Here is an 18,467-nt window from a genome sequence, read left to right on the forward strand (position 1 = left end):
AACTCAGGAGACATCCCGTTGCACGGGAAACGTCCCGTTGGGCGCAGGGGGCATCCCGGCAGCACACAGCTCCGGGGCCACCGGACGGGCGGTGGCCCCGAGTGCCTCGCTCATCGGGCCCGTCCCTCCGGAAGCAGGACGGGTTTGACCACGCGGCCCGCGTCGCAGTCGCGTTCGGCCTCGTTGATGTCGGCGAGTGGGTACGTACGGATCAGTTCGTCGAAGGGAAACCGCCCGGCCTGCCACAGCCCGGTCAGCCGCGGAATCAGCAGTCCGGGAACCGCGTCCCCCTCACAGATGTGGGAAATTCTCCTGCCCCGGTCCAGGGCCCCCGGGTCGAGCGACAGCGCCGTGCGGAGGCGTGCCACCAGGCCGAGGTGGCCGGTCGGGCGCAGGGCCCGGAGCGTGTCGTTGATCAGTTGGGCGGAGGCCGTGGTGTCCAGCGCGTACTGTGCGCCGCCGTCGGTCAGTCGCCGGATGCGGCCGGGCAGATCGGCCGATTCGGCGTGCAGCGGGATCGCACCGAATCGCTCGGCGAGGGCCAGTCGCTCGGGGTACCGGTCGACGGCGACGGTCACCGCACCGGAGACGGCGGCCGCCATCACCGCGGCCAGGCCCACCGCTCCGGCGCCGAGGACCGCGATGGTGTCGCCGGGTCCGACGCCGAAGGAGTTGAAGACCGCTCCGGCGCCGGTGAGGAAGCCGCAGCCGAGCGGCCCGAGCAGTTCGACGGGCAGCGAGGGGTCGGCCCGGACGGCATTGCGGGCCGGAACCACCGCGTACTCGGCGAACGAGGACTGGCCGAACCACCGGGGGGCCAGTTCGTCCCCGGCCGCGTCGGTGAACCGCGCGGCATTCTCCTCGCGCCCTCCGAAGAGGTTGAGCGAGGCGAAGGAGTCGCAGTGGGCGGGGGCGGCGCCCATGCAGTTCCGGCAGTGCCCGCAGGAGTCGAAGCTCAGCACGACGTGGTCGCCGTTGTTCAGGCCGGTGCGCGGGCCGCCCGTCTCCACCACGACCCCGGCCCCCTCGTGGCCGAGCACCGCCGGCAGCGGTGAGCGGCCCTCCGAACGCCGGACCGCGAGATCGGTCCGGCACATCCCGCAGCCCGCGATCCTGACCAGGACCTCGCCGTCGGCCGGTCCCGTGTTCAGGATCACCTCCTCGATGGCGAATCGGCTGTCGTACGAGCGCAGTACCGCCGCGTCGAACCTCATCGTCACCTCTCCTCCGGGCGGTGCACGACGAACGGCCTGAGATTCCCGTAGAGCCCCCACGGCCCTCCCGCGACACCGACACCGCTCTCCTTGATGCCCGCGAAGGGCTGGGCGAGGGACAGTTCGGCGTGGTGGTTGATCCACGCCGTCCCGCACTCCAGCCGGTCGGCCACCGCCTCGGCCCGGTCGAGATCGGTCCCCCATACCGAGCCGCCCAGCCCGAAGCCGGTGTCGTTGGCGGCCTCGACGGCCTCGTCGACGCTCCGGTACGGCAGCACCGGCAGGACGGGACCGAACTGTTCTTCCGTCACCACCGGGCTGTCGGGCGGGACATCGGCCAGGATCGTCGGGGCGTGGAAGTAGCCCGGCCGGTCCAGCCGGTGGCCACCGGCCGCGGCTCGGGCACCGTCTGCCAGGGCCCGGGACGTGTAGCGTTCCACCCGGGCCAGTTGGGGGATGTTGTTGACCGGGCCCAGCCGCGTACCCGGATCGAGGCCGGATCCGACGACGGTGGCCTTCGCGCGCTGCGCGAGGGCCTCGACCACCTCGGAGTAGAGCCGGTTCGGCGCGTAGACGCGCTTGACCGCCATGCAGACCTGCCCGCAGTTGCGGAACGCCGCCCAGAACAGCCGGTCCGCGATCCGCTCCACGTCCACGTCCTCCAGCAGGACGGCGGCGTCGTTGCCGCCCAGCTCCAGGGTGACGCGGCCGAGCGACGCCGCCGCGCCCGCCGCGACGGCCCGTCCGGTGGGAATCGAACCGGTGAAGGTCACATGGCGGATTCCCGGGTGGGCGGCGAGGCGGGCCCCGAGGGGTTCGTGACCGGTGATGATCGTGAGCACGTCCGCGGGGAGGGCGGTGGAGACGACGGATCCCAGCAGTCGTGTGGCGAGAGGCGTGAACGGGGAGGGCTTGAGCACCACCGTGTTGCCCGCGGCGAGCGCGGGCGCCAACTTCGCCGATGCCAGTTGGAGGGGAAAGTTCCACGGGACGATCGCCGCGACGGGCCCGAGCGGTCGCCAGCGGATCTCGCTGCGTACCGGACGACCGTCCACGAGGGGCCGCGGCCCGGGGCCGAGTTCGGCGAAGTAGCGGAGGCGGGCCGCCGTACGGGCGATCTCCGCGTACGACTCGGACAGCGGCTTGCCCTGTTCACGGGTGAGCAGAGGAGCGATCTCCGCCCCGGCGGCCTCCACCGCGTCGGCTGCCGCGAGCAGAGCGGTGGCACGGGCACCCGGGTCGGTCCGCCAGCCGCGCCAGGCCTCCTGGGCCCGGCCGACGACGGCGTCCAATTCGTCCGGCCGCTGGTCGGGGGCCTCCTCGAAGGCCTCGCCCGTTGCCGGATCGAAAACGGCGAAGCGGTCACCGACGGGCCCGGGCGACGTCCGCCGGGGCCGGCCTGTCGCCATGCCGCGCTCAGCTCGCCGCCGTGACGGCAGCCGTGTGTTCCCGGGCGTGCCGGTCCATCTCCGCCCGGAAGGCGGCCACCAGTGGCGGCTGAATCCTTCCGGTGGTGCGGTCGCCCCGCTCGCAGACCGCCCCGCGCACCCCCACGATGTCCGTGCCGATGCGGGTCAGCGTGCCGAGGTCCGCCGCCTGCACACTGCCCGCGAGGGCGGCGAGCAGCCCGGCCCCGTGGGCCCGTCGGACGAACTCCGCACAGGCCTCCGGCGGGACGTGGTCGAACAGCCGGGTCCCGTCCTTGACAGCGGTGTCGAGCATGGCCGCGTCGGCGCCGGAGCGGAGGGCGATGTCGGGCAGTGCCAGCGGGTTGACGCAGCCGATCCGGTGGGCGTCGGCGTAGCCCGAGGCAACGACGAACGCGTCCGGGCGGTGGTCCTTCACCGCCCGGACGACCCCCCGCATGACGTCGATGGCCTGTTCGGGCGTGGTGCATCCGTAGAGACCGACCTTGATGTACGTAGCTCCGGAGACCACCGCGCCGAGCGCCGCCTGGGCCACCGTGCCGGGCTTGTACGGCACGTCTCCCACGGTGGCGGACACCGGCTTGTCCGCCGGGACCACGTCACGGATCTCCTTGATGACCCACGGGAAGTTCGCGCCGAGCGACCCCTCATCGGGCTTCTTGACGTCGACGATGTCGAGGTGCTCCGCCGCCTTCGCGCAGTCGAGGGCTTCCTCGATGCCGTCCGGGGATACGAGAAGCAACAATGTGGACTCCTTCCACCGCGAATTCACCTGGCCGAGCGGCAGGTGTGCGGTGTCGTCTGGATCCCTTGCGGTCAGCTCATCATTCCCAGGGCCCGTCACCACGGGTAGGGCGCGCAAAGCCCGACCGGTGCTCTTACGCCGTACCCGATGCGCCGTGCACGCCGGTTCGAACCAGCGCCGACCCGGCGTCGCGGGCGCGAACCCGGCGTGCAGGGCAGTGGACGGAGAGCTCGTTGGCAGTGGGCGGAGAACACGCGTTGGCAGTGGGCGGAGAACGCGTTGGCAGCGGACGGGGCACGTCACGGCTTCCCCCGCCAGTGCGGGAGGGGCCGTGTGACAGACTCGCAGCCGTGCCTCCCGACCTCGTGCTCCTTCGCGCATTGATCGACGCGTCGTCCACGATCGTCACGCGGCCCGGACGCGGTGCGCCGGAGGAGTGGATCCGCTCGGCCGAGTCGGCCCTGGGCCCGTTCGCGCCGTCGTACCGGTGGTGGCTGGCCGAGTACAACGACGGCGAGCTCGACGGCGAGCCGCTCGCGGCGCTCGCCCCACCCGGCGAGCGGGGCACCGACGATCTCACCGCCGGGTGGCGCCTCGACGACGGCCGGCTCTGTTTCTACAGCGAACCGGACGGCGACGGCACCTACCACTTCACCCCCGGCCGTTCCGCGGAGTCGCGTGCGGGTGCGGAGCACGCGGTGATCCGACGTGACCGCCACCGCGGAGCGGAAGAACTGGTGGCGGACTCGTTCGCGGGCTTCCTGACGCTGCACGTGGCACGGTCCGCCGGGCTCGGCGACGCCCCCGTGCCCGCGCTGGCCCGGCTCTGGCGGTCCACGCCCGGTGTCCTCCTCCCGAACGGTGTCCAGGTCTACAGCCCGCTGGACATCCTCGAACGCAACGAGACCTACGAGGTGAGCACGTACCAGCCGGACTGGGTACTCATCGGCGACGACAGCGGCGGGCGGGGCCTGTTCATGCGTCGCGGCGACGGACACCGGGCGTCCGTCCACAGCCTCGACCTCGGTGCGGGCGACAGCGACATCGACAGTCCCGGCGTCGGCGAGTGGGTGACCGACGACCTTCTCGGCTGGCTGGCCTCGGGAGCCGACACCGGGGGCTGACCGGGGGCCGACCGGGCTCCGTTCCGGCCTGCCGAGCCCGGCCGCTCCTGTTCACGCGTGCGGGCGGCGGGCCAGCACATGGGCGTCGAGGAAGCCCCGCTCGGACGCCGGGTCGTGGAGCAGCCGGGCAATCGTGACGAGCCCGGCCCCGGCCAGCAGCTCGGCGAACCGGTCCACCGGCCAGCTGTAGGCGGGCGTCACCTTGTGGTCGAAGCGGGCCGGCTCCGGTCCCTCGGTCCCGAAGAAGGACACCAGGAGCAGGCCCCCTGGTGCCAGGACACGCACCTGCTCGGCAAGCAGCGCGGGCAATTCCCCAGGTGGGGTATGGATCATCGAGTAGTGGGCCAGTACTCCGCCGAGTGAGCCGTCCTCGACGGCCAGGGCTTCCATTCGCGCTTCGTCGAACCGCAACGCAGGATGGGTCCGCCGAGCGTGGTCGACCATGGCCGGGGAGAGGTCGAGCCCGAAGGCGTCCAGCCCCAAGTCGTGCAGCATGGCCGTCAGATGACCGGGGCCGCACCCGACGTCGGCCACCCGCGGGTTCCCCGTGGCACGCACGAGCTCGGCGAAGGTGCCGATCATGTTCCGCGCGAACGGCCGCGTCTCCAACCGACTGGTGAACATCGAGGCATACAGGTCGACGATTCCGTCGTAGGCAGCCCTGGTCTCGTCCTGATGTCTCGACACGGGAAGGAAACTAACACCCGCGCCCGTTCGCGGCCGTTCTCCGGCCCCGTTCCGGTGCTTGCCCTCAGGACTGATCGTCCCGGGCCCCGGCCAGTGGCTTCCCGCAGTCCGTCCGGCGCGAGCACCGCGTCCGGCCCCCTGCCTCGTCCGGCCGAGCCGGATGACACCGCCTCATCCCTCCTCGACAAGACCGTGGAAGGGTCCGATGCGTCCGCCGCATATCCCCGCTGCTGCCCCGTGCGCACGGATCGGCGCTCCGGGCTGGTCCCCTCTCCCCCGGTCCCGCCGCGCCGGGTGCGCCGTGCGGTGCTGCACGGCCTGAAGATCCGACAGCGGATCATTGCGCGCGACGGCGTTCACGACGGACGATGGGTTCGGAACCTGCGGGGCTCCGCAGATCGACTGGTGGGAGTTGCCGTGGATCCGTTGGAGGACTGGCTGGAGAGTATGCAGCCTCGGCTGGCCGGCCTGGTGGACTTCGAGTGGCCGGACGGCTCACTGACGGATTTCTCGCCGACGTCGCTGGCGCGGCTGGAGGCGGAGCTGGTCGCCCGGACCGGGCCCGGGGCGGACTTCATGGAGCGGGTGGCCGGATACCTGGGGGAGGCTCTGCTGTCGGCGGCCGGCGGGTGCTGGGCCTGGGATGAGCTGCGCGGTCTGCCCGTCGTGGTACCGGACCCGGAGCTCGGTCTGTCGGCGGTCTGCCCGGCGGAGCTGGTCGAGCGGGCGCGGCGGCGTCGAGACGGCGGCGAGTTCGGCCGGAGCCGGCGGGAACTGGAGCGGGCGGTCGCCGACAAGCAGGCAGCGGTACCTTGCTGGACGCCGAGCAAGCAGCCGACCCCCGGCCTCGACAGTGAGCTGACCGCCTTCGACTCGCCGTACCTGGACGAGTGGTTGGCGAAGCGTGCGGCAGGGCTGCCGGCCTGGCTTGCCGCGTACGCGGAGCGGCCCGGGCTCTGGGACTTCAGCCAGAGGTCCCTGGACGAGCTAGAGACGGCGGCGCGCCAACGGGTTTCCGGGCCGGATGAGTTGGCGGCGCACCCGGAATTCGCCGAGGGCGCCTCCTGGTACCTCGGCGAAGTGCTGCGGCCGGCGATGCGCGCGCGGTGGTGCTACCACCCCGGTGAACCGGACGGGGACAACATGTTCATCGGGCGCCCCTTCCTGGACCAGCTGATCCCGGACGGGACGGTCGCGGTGCCGTTCCTGCTGCTCCAGGTCGCGATCGCCGACCGTGAGCCGGGTGTGCTTCGTCGCGTCTACGATCGGCTCACTTGAGCCTGTCTCCCTTGGGCATCTGGTACTAGGTTGTCCACCGCCTTTGCCTGCGGGGGGAGTTGGTTGTGAGCGGACGTCGTCGGGCTCGAACGTGGTTGGTCGCGGTGACTCTGGCGGCGCTGTGCGGGCCGCTCGGCTGGGCGGGCCCGGGAGTGGCCGCGCCGAAGCCGGTGCCGCTGCCCAGTTTCGACGGGCCCGCGCCGGATCCGGACACACTGCCGGGCGGGTCCCGTCCGGCCTTGGGCCCGAAGCAGACATACGAGTACCTGAACCCCTCCGAGTGGCTGCGTGGTCGAGCACAGCCGAAGGCCCACGAGGTGGCGGCGGCGATGCTGGACCAGAGGGCCGAGGTTCCGGGCACGTGGCAGCACGCCATGAAACGGTGGCAGGAATACCAGCGGGACAAGGCCAAGGAGCTCAACAAGTACCTCGACAATCCCGTGGGCAAGCGGCCCAGCAAGGTGTTGCCCTGGCACGCCTGGCTCGTGAAGTTCCTTCCGGCTCAGGGCAACGACTACCAGGGCAAAGCCTACGTCCAGCACGTCGTGGAACGGCTCAAGCTCGGTGCGAACCACGGCTGGCAGACCGAGTTGCACGTCCCTGAGGTGAACCGCTACTACGACTTGGCCAACGTGGAACTCGGCCTGTACTACGAGCTCAAGTCCGGCAGCGGCATCATCGAAAAGGAACTGGCACGGGACAAGGCGTTCGTCGAAGCCGAGCGGGGGAAGGTCAACCCCCGGCGGCTGGTGTACGTCTTCGCTGTCCAGCCGAGCAACAGGTCCAAGAGGCTGCTCAAGGAGGCCGGTATCGATTACGTCGTGGTACCGGCGCAGAAGAGAGTGATCAACCCGGGCGGTCCGCCGCCCGACCCGAACGACCAGTTCACGACCGGTCCGGACGGCAGCGGTCCCGACGGCGGCGGTCCCGACGGCGGCGGCACGCCCAAGGGCGGTCCTCAGAGCGGCGGTCCTCAGGGCGGCGCGGCTGCCGACGACACCCTGCGCGCCCCGGACCAGTATCAGGCCCCGGCCGCGGCGCCGGCGGAGATCGCCGACTCCGGGGACACCCCGGAGGAGGCCGCCGAAATGCGCGAGGTCGGAAAGCAACTCGCCGCGGAATCCGGCCACCCCGAGCTGGCCGAGGATCTGGGCGGCGTCGACTTCTCGACACTGGAGCTGCGCTACGTCTCCGACACCTATCACAACGGCTCCGGCGTGCAGTACGCGTTCAAGGCAGACGCCCTTCCGGCGGACGAGCAGTCCTTCGGCGGCCGACGCGCCGCACGGCTCGCCTCGGACTCGTTCTTCGTCTGGCTGGAACTCCCGTCGTCCGCGTTCACCGTCAATCTCAACCCGGACGAACCGGAGCGGATCATCGACGAGAAGTTCGGCAGGACCGACGCGGGGCGGGTGCTGCTGGAGGCCGACCTGGCGATGAAGAAGTCGGTGGCGAAGTTCATCCATCCGAACACTCCGGGCGGCAAGAAGTACTGGGACTCGCTGCGGGGTGACAGCAAGTGCGTCTCCATGAGGCAGTGGATCGTGCCCGACACAGCAACCGTCCGCGACAACGGCAACGAGTTGTACATCCTGGACGCACCGATGCTGGTGAAGATGGAGTCGGAGGTCATCAAGACCCCGGGCGTCGGTGGTGACACCGGCTGCAGTCAGCAGGACGAGGCAAGCACCCGGCACAACGAGTCGGTGTACCGCGAGACGATCCTGCCGCAGGTCCAGAAGGCGGTGAATTCCGCGCCCGAGTACGCCGACCTGCGCCGGGTCTACGCCAGCCGGGTCGCCGCCGAGTGGTTCCGCAAGCGCAGCGCCGCCAAGCACACCGCGTACTCGGACCTCATCGGCAAGGGAGACATCAGCCGCTGGGTCTCCCGGGAGAAGTGGACGCCCCGCGAGGTCTTCGACCGCTACGTCCAGTCGTACAGGAACGGCGAGTTCAAGGTGAAGCGCACCACCACCAAGGGCAACGTCGTCTACACCAGCACCTACGTCTACGGCGGGGTGGACTTCACCCGGATCGACCAGAACCGGCTGAGTGCCACCGAGTTCGCCAAGGAGCACGCCGCGCTGAAGGCCACGGCGCGCGACTCGCTGGACGCGCCGAGCGATGCGGGAAGTGACGTGTGGCTCGGCGGTCAGACCACCGCCGTGCCCTATGCCGAGGCCTTCGCCAGTCCGGAACCGTCAACGTCGAAGCCCCTGTTCTACGTGCTGGGGGCGGTGCCGCTGACCGCCTGGCTCGTGACGGGCGGCGTGCTGTGGTGGCGCCGCCGGGAGAGCTCGTCGACGGGGGCGGGCCGATGACCACGACAAGGGTGGAACGGCCACTGGCGACACCGGCACCACCGGGCGCCGTGTTCGCGGCGAGCTACCTGTTCGCCGGGGTGGCCGCGCTGGCCCTGGTCTCCTCGGTCGGCACGTTCTTCGTCATCCCCGAGTTCAGCCACCATCGGAGCGAGGAGGCCGCCGATGGCGCGGCGGGGGACCTTGCCGCGTATGGGCTGACCGCGTTCGCCGTGCTCACGATCGTGTTCGGCGGTGTCTGCCTGTTGCTGTCCCTGCTCGACGGACGGGGACGGCAGGGGGCCCGGGTGACGACCTGGGTCGTTGGCGGACTGTCCGTCTGCTTCGACGTCGCGCTGCTCACCGTCGACTCCTACGACTCCGTGCCCTGGTACGGCAACATGACCCGGATCGTGTCCGTCGGGATGCTGCTGCTGACGCTCGGTTCGGTCACCCTGCTGGCGCTGCCCTCTTCCCACGGGTACTTCCGCGCCGCCCCGTCGGCCCGCCGGAGCGAGCGTCCCCCATTCATGCCACCACCGACTCCCCCACCGACTCCCCCACTGCCCAGCCACCCTCCCGCCCACACCGACCAGCCGCCCCCTCCCGCCTACCTGCCGCCCCCTCCCAGCCAGGCACCACCTCCCCCCTACTGGCCGCCGCCACCGCCGACACTCCAGGACGCACGTCGGCCGGTCGCCGTCACCACGGCCATGACCGTTCTGGTGGGCATCGCGGTCGTCGCCCTCGTAGCCGCCGTCGTGGAGATCCAGACGTACCGGGCCATACTGAACTGGCTCGGCGACTACCAACGGGCCATGAAGAAACAAGCGGCTCCGTACGGCATCGACGTGGCCTTTCCCCGCCTCCCGGACACTGCCGCAGGACCGACCATCATCGTTGTCGTGGTCTTGGTGGCCGTCGCAGCGCTTCTGATCGGCCTGGCACTCGCCATCCGGTCGCCCCGGCCGTGGGCACGCACCATGACACTCGTCGCCGCCGCGCTGTTCGCGGCACTGGCCACGGGCCGGGGCCTCCTGACCGCGAGCTCACAGGCCACCATGAACCGGCTCGCGGAGGAGTCCCAGCGGCTCAAGGAGAGTATGGGGGCGGGGCATTACCAGGACTCGTTCCCCAGCTTCACCCAGATCTACCCCCCATGGGCTTACCAGGCCGTCTACCTGACCACGGCTCTCGCGGTCCTCGGGTGCATCGCGGTCTTCGTCCTGCTGGTCCTGCGGGGCTCGAATGCCTGGTTCGCCATGGCAGGAAATCGCGCGTACCCGTACGCCCCGCCACCGCCGTACCTCGGACAGGGATACGGGCAGTATCCGGGTGGGTGACATCGACGGCGAAACCCTGGTTCGTCCACGGCACCGCGACGGCGCCGCGCAGGTGGAGGGCGGGGCATGGTCGTCCGGCTCGCCGGACGGGCCCCTTCCGACGGGCCCCTTCCGACGGGCCTCGGCGGCGTGCTGGGCGCCACGCGGATACTCGGATGCGTGCAGGTGGGCGGTGCTGGAACACTTCCGGGATGCCAACTGTCGAAGCCTCGCCCGGAGTGTCCATCGCGTATGAGACCTTCGGCGATCCCTCCGATCCCACTGTCCTCCTCGTGATGGGTTTCAGCGCTCAGATGATCGCCTGGCACGAGGACTTCTGCCGGGCGCTGGCGGAGCGTGGACGCCATGTGATCCGGTACGACAACCGCGACTGCGGGCTGTCGACGAAGTTCGACGATCACCCCGTCGACATCGGCAGGTTCGTCGAAGCCGTGACGTCGGGGGACATCTCGTCGGCCCTCTCGATGGTGCCCTACACCCTCCAGGACATGGCCGACGACGGCCTCGGCCTGCTCACCGCGCTCGGAATCGAGCGCGCTCACGTGGTCGGGTCCTCGATGGGCGGCATGATCGCCCAGACGATGGCGGTCAGCCGGCCGACGCGCGTACTCACCCTGACGTCGATGATGTCCTCGACCGGCGAGCCCGATTACGGCCGGCCCGGCGCCGAGGCCCAAGCCGTGCTCTTCGGCCCGAAGCCACCGGATCGCGAGGGGTACGTCGCGGCGGCGGAGCGGGAGCTGGTGTGGTGCTCGAAACGCTACGGCGACCCCGCGCTCCTTCGTGAGCTGGCTGCCGAGAGCTACGACCGCGCCCACTACCCGGCCGGAGTCGGGCGGCAGCTCGGGGCGATGATCCTCGGTGGTTCACGCGCCGACGCGCTTCGCGGGCTCGGCGTGCCGACCCTGGTGATCCATGGTCTGGACGACACGCTGATCGACCCCAGTGGGGGGAGGCGCACCGCCGATCTGGTGCCCGGGGCGAAGCTCCTGCTGATCCCCGACATGGGGCACGACCGCCCCCGGGAGCTCTGGCCCGAGATCATCGACGCCCTGGACGCGCACACCCGCTGAGCACCACCCCCTCCCTGTGCCGGAAAGACCTCCCGGTACCGGAAAGACCTCCCTGTACCGGGAAGGGTCCCTGTACCGGGAAGGGTCCCTGTACCGGGAAGGGTCCCCTGTGCCAGGAGGCTCCCTGTGCCGGGGAGGGCACAGGGCCGATCTCATGCGCGCGGGGCCGGTCGGTGACGCCAGACCGACACCAGAACGACGAGCCCGGCGACGCAGGGAAGCAGCGTCGTCATGCCGTACGCGTACGGCACGATGACGTCGTACTTCTCGCCTCCCAGACCGAGGTTCATCAGCGCCACCGACATGCCCGCGGCGAAGGCCGTGGTGGTCACGGCGCGGGCCCAGCGCCTACCGGCCGTGATGCCCCGGATCGTCAGCAGCCACAGGAGGGTCCCCAGGACGCCCGTGCCGACGAGGTAGATCGCGATCGCGTTGCGGTCGGCCGCCACATCGTCCGGCCCCCAGTCCGGGTACGCGTCGCGGACATGGCCGGACAGGGTGTCGACGGTGGCGATGTCGAGCAGCGGCGCGAGCGCGGCCAGTGCTGTCAGCGCCAGTCCGACATACATCGCGGTGGAGCGCCTTCCGTCTGCCGACGGCGGGCGGTTGGTGATGGTGGCCATGACTGTTCCCTTCTTCAACCCTACGGCGTAGGTTTCCTCTCGCACGGTATGATCTACGACGTAGGTTTGACAAGGACGAGGAGTGGAACGTGGCCGGACGGGCCCAGGGCACCTCGGCGGGGCTCAGCCGTGAGCGCATCGCCGCCACAGCCGTCGCCCTCGTCGACCGGGACGGGCTGGAACGCTTCGGGGTACGGCGTCTCGCGGATGAACTCGGGGTCGACCCGATGTCGATCTACCACCACGTCAAGGGCAAGGCGGCACTGCTGGACGCGGTGTCCGAGGCCGTGCTCACCGAGGTCGCCGACACCTCGGACGACACGACGCACGACTGGGAACGGATCGCCCGCCGGACGGCTCACGGCTACCGGAGCATGGCCTACCGCCACCCCCGGGTGTTCCCGCTGCTGACCACACGCGCCCAGACCTCGCCGGTGGCCCTCAGCGCCCTGGAGGAGTTGGTCACCGCGATGCGCGAGGCCGGCCTGCCCGACCAACTGGTCGCGGACGCACCCCTGTTGCTGTTCGGCTTCCTCAACGGATACCTGTTGGCGGTCCTCAGCGGCGAAGCCGACGGCTCCGAGGCCATGCCCTCGATCGACCCCGCCGCGTTCCCGACCATGGCCGCCCTCGCCCCCCTGCAGACCGGCTTCGGGTCCGTGTCGGAGTTCGACCGGATCCTCGACACCGTGCTCGACGGAATCCGGAACCGGGCCGCCGGGGACGGGGCCCGGTGAGCGGTGCGGCCGACGCCCCGTTCGGCCCGGATCGACGGCGGGCCACCGGAACACCGGGCCGCGGCGCCGCCGTCACACCTGGGCCCGGATCGGCCACTGCCCGCATGCGCTATAGTTGATCTTGGCAGTCCGCCGCAACTCGCGGTGACTGACGGTGCGTTGGTGGTCCAAGGAAAGACGCCCCGCTTCCTGCGGGGAAATGCAGGTGCAAGGCCTGCCCGGCGCTCGAACACGAAGCCCTTCCCCCACCGGGGAAGGGCTTCGTCGTGCTTCCCGCACTCCGGCATCTCCGCAGACTCGCCGAGTCGCCCGTGGAAGGACGCGCGGCCCACTCGGCGTCGGTGCTTGCCCGACTACGCGCGGCCCGACGCGTGAGGCGGGGCGTCGGACCGCCGGGCCCCGGAATCCGCCGTACCTCTCCGGCCGCACCCGCCCCCGGCCGGCGCCGATCCCCATGGGCCGGAACGGGGGCTCGCCGCGCGGCGGCTTCTACCGCGTCACCACCTGTCGATGCCCATCGTCTTCGCCGCGCCGTGAATCGCGTCGTAGTGCCGCATCGACATGTCCGACTTCTTCTGCTTCGACGGAAGACCCTTGTCGGCCTGCCGGAACTCGTCGCGCGCCGCGGCCAGCAGGTTGGTTCCGTGGCCGACCGGCACATCGTCCCTCCCGTGAACGGGATGCGACTTGGCCGCCGTCCGGCTCCCGGCGCCGGCGAGGATGCTCCGGGCCTGGTTGTACGCGGCCGGTTTGATCGCCTTGGGGTTCGCGGCGACTGTGTGCGCACCGGCCGCCACCCGGGTGTTCTCGGTGGCGACGGCGGTGGAGGCGGGGGCGACAACCGCTGCGGCGGCAGCGACCGCCGCCACCGCGGCGAGCCCGGTCCGGACGACGAGTTTCATGGGATACCTCTTCTGAGCGACGGAAGAATCCGGTTGTTGCGGGAGGAATCCTGCCCACACGGGTGAAGGGCTCTCGGTACCACCGGTCCGACACCGCCTTCGAACCACCCGACCGGATCCCTCGGCATCCGGTATCCGGAACAGCGGATCACCCGGCCGCGGGCATCGAACACTCTCCGTCGTTCACCGCCGTTCCGGAGTCAGCCGGAAGTGGTCTCCCGGTGCGCCCGGATGATGTCCGCGTACCGTCGTCCGCTCGTCTTCACGGTCCGCCGCTGCGTCGCGTAGTCGACGTGGACCAGCCCGAAGCGCTTGTCGTAGCCGTAGGCCCATTCGAAGTTGTCGAGCAGCGACCAGGCGTAGTACCCGGCGAGCGGAGCCCCCTTCCGCAGGGCTCCCGCGCAGGCGGCGAGGTGCTGTTCCAGGTAGCGGGTGCGCTCGGGATCGTGGATCCGGCCGTCGGGGCCGACGGTGTCGGGGAAGGCCGAACCGTTCTCGGTGACGTACAGGCGGCGCACACCGTAGTCCTCGGTGAGCCGCAGCAGGAACGCCTCCAGGCCGCCGGCGTCGATCTGCCAGTCCATGCCGGTGCGGGGCACGTCGGGGAGGCGGATCTCGCGGGCGTACGGGACGGGGCCCGCCGGGTCGTCGGCGACGGTGACCGGAAAGTAGTAGTTGAGGCCGTGCCAGTCCAACGGGGCGGCGATCGTCTCCGGGTCCCCGGGCCGCTCGGGGAGCTCGATCCCGTACAGCTCGCGCATGTCGGCGGGGAAGCCGCAGCCGTACACCGGGTCGAGCCACCAGCGGTTGGTGTGGCCGTCCATGCGCGCGGCGGCCTCGACGTCCTCGGGCCGCGTCGAGGCGGGCGCGACGGTCGAGTGGTTGGTGACCAGGCCGATCCGTGCGCCCGGCGCCGCGGCACGGACGGCCTGCGTCGCCAGGCCGTGGGAGAGCAGGAGGTGGTACGAGGCGCGGACGGCCGCCGTGAGGTCGGTCAGCCCCGGGGCCATCCGCCCCTCCAGGTGGCCGATCCATCCGGAGCAGAGCGGTTCGTTGAGGGTGGCCCACCGGGTGACCCGGTCGCCGAGCCGTTCGGCGACGACGGAGGCGTACGCGGCGAGGTGTTCGGCGGTCTCGCGCACGGTCCAGCCGCCGCGGTCCTGGAGCGCCTGCGGCAGGTCCCAGTGGTAGAGGGTGACGGAGGGGGTGATTCCGGCGTCGAGGAGTCCGTCGACGAGCCGGTCGTAGAAGTCGAGTCCGGCCGTGTTGACGGGCCCGTCGCCGCCGGGGAGGACACGCGGCCAGGCGACGGACAACCGGTAGGCGTCGGTGCCGAGTTCCTTCATGAGGGCGATGTCCTGGGGCCAGCGGTGGTAGTGGTCGCAGGCGGTGTCACCGTGGTCGGCGTTGTCGACGGCTCCGGGGACGCGCGAGAAGGTGTCCCAGATGGAGGCACCGCGGCCGTCCTCGGTGACGGCGCCCTCGATCTGGTAGGCGGACGTGGCCGTCCCCCAGGCGAAGTCGCGCGGGAACGCGGCAAGGTCGATGAGGTCGGCCCAGGAGCCGGGCACGGAATCGGACGTCGGCCCGGACGTCGGCCCTGACCGGGAGCCGGACGAGGGACCGGGCGCGGGAACGGACGTCGGCTCGGAGGAGGGGTCTGGCACGGGACCGGGCATGGGGAGCCTTTCGGGAAACGGGGAGGGCCTGCGGGAGCGCGTCACTTGACCGCGCCCGCGGTGAGGCCGGTGACGAGGTAGCGCTGGAGGAGCAGGAACCCGGCGACGACGGGCACGCTCACCACGAGGGAGGCGGCCATCACCTGGTTCCAGTAGACGTCGTTCTGGGTGGCGTAGCCCTGGAGGCCGACGGCGAGGGTCCGGGTGGTGTCGTTGGTCATGACGGAGGCGAAGAGGACCTCGCCCCAGGCGGTCATGAAGGCGTAGACGGCCACGGCGACGATGCCGGGGATCGCGGCGGGCACGACGACACGGAGGAGTGCGCCGAGAGGGCCGCAGCCGTCGACCTCGGCGGCCTCGTCGAGGTCGCGCGGTACCGAGTCGAAGTAGCCGATGAGCATCCAGATGGAGAACGGCAGCGAGAACGTCATGTAGGTGAGGATCAGACCGCCGCGCGAGCCGAAGAGCGCGATGCCGGTGGCGTTGCCGATGTTGACGTAGATGAGGAAGAGCGGCAGCAGGAAGAGGATGCCGGGGAACATCTGTGTCGACAGGACCGTCACGGTGAAGGCCCGTTTGCCGCGGAAGGAGTACCGGCTGACCGCGTACGCGGCGAAGACCGCGATGGTGACCGAGCAGACGGTCGCGGCCCCCGCGACGATCAGTGAGTTCACGAAGTAGTCGGCGAGCGGAACCGTCTTCCAGATGTCGACGTACGGGGCGAGGGTCAGCCCGGAGGGGATCCACCGGAATTTCCCCGAGACGTCCGCCAGCGGTTTGAGGGAGCTGGAGACCATCACGTACACCGGCAGCAGCACGAAGCCGGTGAGCAGGGTGAGGAAGATCCGTCGGCTCCAGAGGAAGGAGCGGGGTGCCGCCATGGGCGAGCGGGGCCGGGGGCCTCCGGACGGCCGGGTGTTTCCGGTCAACCGGGCGTTTCTAGGCATCGGTGGCCTTCCTTCCCCGGGAGGTGAGGAACAGGTAGACGCCCGTGACGACGAGCAGGAACAGCAGGAGCAGCACGGACATGGCCGACCCGGTGCCGAAGTTCCAGGTCTGGAACGAGGACTGGTAGATGTGCAGGGAGATGAGGTCGGCGGACTCGGGGGCCGCCTTGCCGAAGAGGACGAAGGGGGTGTTGAAGTCGTTGAACGTCCAGAGGAACAGCACCAGCACGAGGACCTGGTTCACCGGGCGCAGCGACGGCAGGGTGATCCGGCGGATCTGCTGCAGGATGCCCGCGCCGTCGAGGGCCGCGGCCTCGTAGATCTCCCGGGGGATGTTCTGGAGGCCGGCCATCGTGATGAGGAAGGCGAAGGGCCAGCCCTTCCACACGGAGACGACGAGCAGGGTGATGAAGCTGTTGTCCCCGATCAGCCAGAACGGCGGGTTGTCGGTGAGTCCGAGCTGGTCGTGCAGGACGTGGTTGATGAGGCCGTTGTCGCGCTGGAACATGAACGCCCAGGTGATGACGGCGGCGTAGACGGGCAGGGCGTACGGCACGAGGAAGATCGCGCGCAGCAGGCCCCGGCCGCGGAACGACTCCTGCAGGAAGACCGCCGCCGCGGTGCCGAGCAGCCAGCACAGGCCGACCGAGCAGACGGTGAAGAGGCAGGTCGTGAGGAACGACTTCAGCAGCGCCTCGCCGACCGGGGCGTCGAAGTCGACCGAGATCGCGTAGTTGTCGAGTCCGGTCCAGGGGGCGGTGGTCCAGTCGCGGATGTAGAACTGGGTGAGCTCCTTGAAGCTCATCACGATGCCGATGAGCATCGGCACCAGGTGGACGAGGAGTTCCAGGACCAGGGCGGGCAGGAGCAGGAGGTACGGCAGGCCGATGGCCCGCAGCCGCCCGGGGAGCCGTCGGCGCGGTGCCGTCCCGGGCGTGGCCCGCCGCCCGGTCCGGCCGCCGGTCGTGTCGATGGCGGTGGTGGTGGTCATCAGGGCACCGGGCTCACTTCTTGGGCATCTGCTGCTGGGCCTTTTCGAGCTTGGCCCTGACGGAGGCGGTGGTGACGGGACGGCCGGCGGCGGCGTCGGCGAAGAGTTCCTTGACGGCGGTCCCGACGACGGTCTCGAACTGGGACTCCTCGGGAACCTGCGGCAGGGCGGAGGCGCTGGTGGCGAGGGTGTCGCGCAGGACGGCCAGGGCGGGTGTGTCGAAGGCGGGGTCCTGCTGGGCCGCCTTGACCGGCGGTATGGACCCGTAGGCCGTGTTGAGGATCTTCTGCTCCGCGTCCCCGGTCATGAACTTCACGAACTTCAGGGCGCTGTCGGTGTTCCTGGTGTTCTTGAAAACGGCCATGTTGATGCCGGCGACCATGGAGTTGGTGGACCGGCCGGAGCCGGGTGCGCCGGACTGGACGGGCGCCGCGGCGACGCCCCACTCGTCGTCGTTCATGCCCTGGGCCTCGAACGTGGCGGAGGCGGTCTGCCAGAGGACCATGGCGGTCCTGTCCTTGGCGAAGTCGCTGAGGGACTGGTTCTGGGCGTACTCGGCGTTGCCGGGAGCGACGATCTTGTCGGCGGCCATGAGGTCGACGTACTGCTTGACGGCGGCGACGGCCCCGTCGGAGGTGAAGTCGGCCTTGCCGTCGGGGGTGAAGAAGTCGGCGCCGTGCTGCTTGCCGAGGACGAAGACCTGGTGGATGTTGTTGGAGAGATTGGACCCCTCGACTCCGATGGCACCCTTGCCGTCCTTGCTCAGCCTCTTTCCGGTGGTGACCAGTTCGTCCCAGGTCGTCGGCGGCTTCTCGACGCCGGCGTCCCTGAACATCTTCTTGTTGTAGTAGAGCGCGTAGGCCATGGAGTAGAGCGGCACCGCGGCCGGGTCCTGGCCGGAGACGCCGGTGGAGCCCAGGGCGGATTCGACGAAGCGGTCCTTTCCGCCGATGGCCTCGAAGTTCTTCGTGTCCCAGGGCAGCAGGGCGCCGCTGGACTGGAGGGAGGCGCTCCAGGTGTTGCCGATGTTGAGGACGTCGGGGCCCTGGCCGGAGGTGGTCGCGGTGAGGATGCGGTTGAGCAGGTCGGACCAGGGCACGACCTCCAGCTTCACCTTGATGCCGGTCTCCTTCTCGAACTTGTCGAGTTCGGGTTGGAGGACCTTCTTGTCCACCTCGATGCTCGCGCCCTGGTTGGACGCCCAGTAGGTGAGGGTCCCGGGCTCGGAGTTCGACCCCGACCCGCCCGCGGAGCCGCCGCCGCAGGCGGTCGCCGTGAGGGCGAGGGAGAGGGTGGCGGCGCCGACAACCGCGGCTCTGATTCTGCGCATGATCCCGGAGGCCTTTCGTGGAGTCGTGGAAGCCGGGGAGAAGAGGGCGCGACGTCCCGCGTTCAAC

The 18,467-nt window shown here is 70.4% G+C and carries 16 protein-coding genes; 6 read left to right on the top strand and 10 right to left on the bottom strand.

Annotation, left to right across the window (positions count from 1 at the left end):
- Positions 1-110 precede the first annotated feature (110 nt).
- The 3 genes from ACF1CT_RS07645 to ACF1CT_RS07655 are packed head-to-tail and all read right to left on the bottom strand — an operon-like array spanning position 111 to position 3,386.
- Complete coding sequence (locus ACF1CT_RS07645) at positions 111-1,214, bottom strand: NAD(P)-dependent alcohol dehydrogenase (RefSeq protein ID WP_391782846.1); 1,104 nt, start codon at positions 1,212-1,214, stop codon at positions 111-113.
- A gap of 2 nt (positions 1,215-1,216) precedes the next feature.
- The gene (locus ACF1CT_RS07650; RefSeq protein ID WP_391782847.1) at positions 1,217-2,623 is read right to left on the bottom strand and encodes an aldehyde dehydrogenase family protein; all 1,407 of its coding nucleotides are present in this window, start codon (positions 2,621-2,623) and stop codon (positions 1,217-1,219) included.
- Positions 2,624-2,630: 7 nt separating this feature from the next.
- A complete protein-coding gene (locus tag ACF1CT_RS07655) occupies positions 2,631-3,386 on the bottom strand; it encodes a (5-formylfuran-3-yl)methyl phosphate synthase (protein ID WP_391782848.1) in 756 nt (251 codons plus the stop codon).
- Between the two features lie 350 nt (positions 3,387-3,736).
- Between ACF1CT_RS07655 and ACF1CT_RS07660 the strand changes: the two genes are divergently transcribed.
- A complete protein-coding gene (locus ACF1CT_RS07660; RefSeq protein ID WP_391782849.1) occupies positions 3,737-4,510 on the top strand; it encodes an SMI1/KNR4 family protein in 774 nt (257 codons plus the stop codon).
- 51 nt (positions 4,511-4,561) lie between these two features.
- Here ACF1CT_RS07660 and ACF1CT_RS07665 read toward each other — a convergent pair whose 3' ends face one another.
- Entirely contained in the window at positions 4,562-5,197 is a 636-nt protein-coding gene (locus ACF1CT_RS07665) for a class I SAM-dependent methyltransferase (RefSeq protein WP_391782850.1), read from the bottom strand.
- Between the two features lie 417 nt (positions 5,198-5,614).
- Between ACF1CT_RS07665 and ACF1CT_RS07670 the strand changes: the two genes are divergently transcribed.
- The 4 genes from ACF1CT_RS07670 (at position 5,615) to ACF1CT_RS07685 (ending at position 11,191) form a co-directional block, all read left to right on the top strand.
- Complete coding sequence (locus ACF1CT_RS07670; RefSeq protein WP_391782851.1) at positions 5,615-6,475, top strand: hypothetical protein; 861 nt, start codon at positions 5,615-5,617, stop codon at positions 6,473-6,475.
- 104 nt (positions 6,476-6,579) lie between these two features.
- Positions 6,580-8,796 carry a hypothetical protein gene (locus ACF1CT_RS07675; RefSeq protein ID WP_391782852.1) on the top strand — a complete coding sequence of 739 codons (2,217 nt, stop codon included), beginning with the start codon at positions 6,580-6,582 and terminating at the stop codon, positions 8,794-8,796.
- Positions 8,793-10,118 (top strand): hypothetical protein, encoded by a 1,326-nt coding sequence (locus tag ACF1CT_RS07680; protein ID WP_391782853.1) that lies wholly within the window; start codon positions 8,793-8,795, stop codon positions 10,116-10,118. Before ACF1CT_RS07675 ends, ACF1CT_RS07680 begins: the two co-directional genes overlap by 4 nt.
- Before the next feature lie 191 nt (positions 10,119-10,309).
- On the top strand, positions 10,310-11,191 hold the full coding sequence (locus tag ACF1CT_RS07685; RefSeq protein WP_391782854.1) for an alpha/beta fold hydrolase: 882 nt from the start codon (positions 10,310-10,312) through the stop codon (positions 11,189-11,191).
- A 152-nt stretch (positions 11,192-11,343) separates the two neighbouring features.
- On the opposite strand, the gene ACF1CT_RS07690 is transcribed toward ACF1CT_RS07685, so the two are convergent.
- Positions 11,344-11,814 (bottom strand): hypothetical protein, encoded by a 471-nt coding sequence (locus tag ACF1CT_RS07690; RefSeq protein WP_391782855.1) that lies wholly within the window; start codon positions 11,812-11,814, stop codon positions 11,344-11,346.
- An 89-nt stretch (positions 11,815-11,903) separates the two neighbouring features.
- Here ACF1CT_RS07690 and ACF1CT_RS07695 point away from each other — a divergent pair, with 89 nt between their 5' ends.
- Positions 11,904-12,551, top strand: coding sequence for a TetR/AcrR family transcriptional regulator (locus tag ACF1CT_RS07695; protein WP_391782856.1), 648 nt, complete (start codon positions 11,904-11,906; stop codon positions 12,549-12,551).
- A gap of 497 nt (positions 12,552-13,048) precedes the next feature.
- Here the strand turns inward: ACF1CT_RS07695 and ACF1CT_RS07700 are convergent, their stop codons facing one another.
- From ACF1CT_RS07700 to ACF1CT_RS07720, 5 genes are all read right to left on the bottom strand, one after another.
- The gene (locus tag ACF1CT_RS07700; RefSeq protein ID WP_391782857.1) at positions 13,049-13,453 is read right to left on the bottom strand and encodes a hypothetical protein; all 405 of its coding nucleotides are present in this window, start codon (positions 13,451-13,453) and stop codon (positions 13,049-13,051) included.
- A 200-nt stretch (positions 13,454-13,653) separates the two neighbouring features.
- A complete protein-coding gene (locus tag ACF1CT_RS07705; protein ID WP_391782858.1) occupies positions 13,654-15,024 on the bottom strand; it encodes a GH1 family beta-glucosidase in 1,371 nt (456 codons plus the stop codon).
- Positions 15,025-15,173: 149 nt separating this feature from the next.
- Positions 15,174-16,013 carry a carbohydrate ABC transporter permease gene (locus ACF1CT_RS07710; protein WP_391783061.1) on the bottom strand — a complete coding sequence of 280 codons (840 nt, stop codon included), beginning with the start codon at positions 16,011-16,013 and terminating at the stop codon, positions 15,174-15,176.
- A gap of 58 nt (positions 16,014-16,071) precedes the next feature.
- Positions 16,072-17,070: a carbohydrate ABC transporter permease gene (locus ACF1CT_RS07715; protein ID WP_391782859.1), complete on the bottom strand. Its 999-nt coding sequence runs from the start codon at positions 17,068-17,070 to the stop codon at positions 16,072-16,074.
- 13 nt (positions 17,071-17,083) lie between these two features.
- Positions 17,084-18,400 carry an ABC transporter substrate-binding protein gene (locus ACF1CT_RS07720; RefSeq protein ID WP_391782860.1) on the bottom strand — a complete coding sequence of 439 codons (1,317 nt, stop codon included), beginning with the start codon at positions 18,398-18,400 and terminating at the stop codon, positions 17,084-17,086.
- Positions 18,401-18,467: the final 67 nt, after the last annotated feature.

It is taken from the genome of Streptomyces sp. NPDC014734, assembly GCF_043083325.1.
Lineage (GTDB): Bacteria > Actinomycetota > Actinomycetes > Streptomycetales > Streptomycetaceae > Streptomyces.

Bases quoted from the DNA above. Each gene is read 5' to 3' on its own strand.
- ACF1CT_RS07700 (WP_391782857.1), bottom strand. From the start codon at position 13,453: ATGAAACTCGTCGTCCGGACCGGGCTCGCCGCGGTGGCGGCGGTCGCT.
- ACF1CT_RS07690 (WP_391782855.1), bottom strand. From the start codon at position 11,814: ATGGCCACCATCACCAACCGCCCGCCGTCGGCAGACGGAAGGCGCTCC.
- ACF1CT_RS07720 (WP_391782860.1), bottom strand. From the start codon at position 18,400: ATGCGCAGAATCAGAGCCGCGGTTGTCGGCGCCGCCACCCTCTCCCTC.
- ACF1CT_RS07680 (WP_391782853.1), top strand. From the start codon at position 8,793: ATGACCACGACAAGGGTGGAACGGCCACTGGCGACACCGGCACCACCG.
- ACF1CT_RS07645 (WP_391782846.1), bottom strand. From the start codon at position 1,214: ATGAGGTTCGACGCGGCGGTACTGCGCTCGTACGACAGCCGATTCGCC.
- ACF1CT_RS07650 (WP_391782847.1), bottom strand. From the start codon at position 2,623: ATGGCGACAGGCCGGCCCCGGCGGACGTCGCCCGGGCCCGTCGGTGAC.
- ACF1CT_RS07685 (WP_391782854.1), top strand. From the start codon at position 10,310: ATGCCAACTGTCGAAGCCTCGCCCGGAGTGTCCATCGCGTATGAGACC.
- ACF1CT_RS07715 (WP_391782859.1), bottom strand. From the start codon at position 17,070: ATGACCACCACCACCGCCATCGACACGACCGGCGGCCGGACCGGGCGG.
- ACF1CT_RS07710 (WP_391783061.1), bottom strand. From the start codon at position 16,013: ATGGCGGCACCCCGCTCCTTCCTCTGGAGCCGACGGATCTTCCTCACC.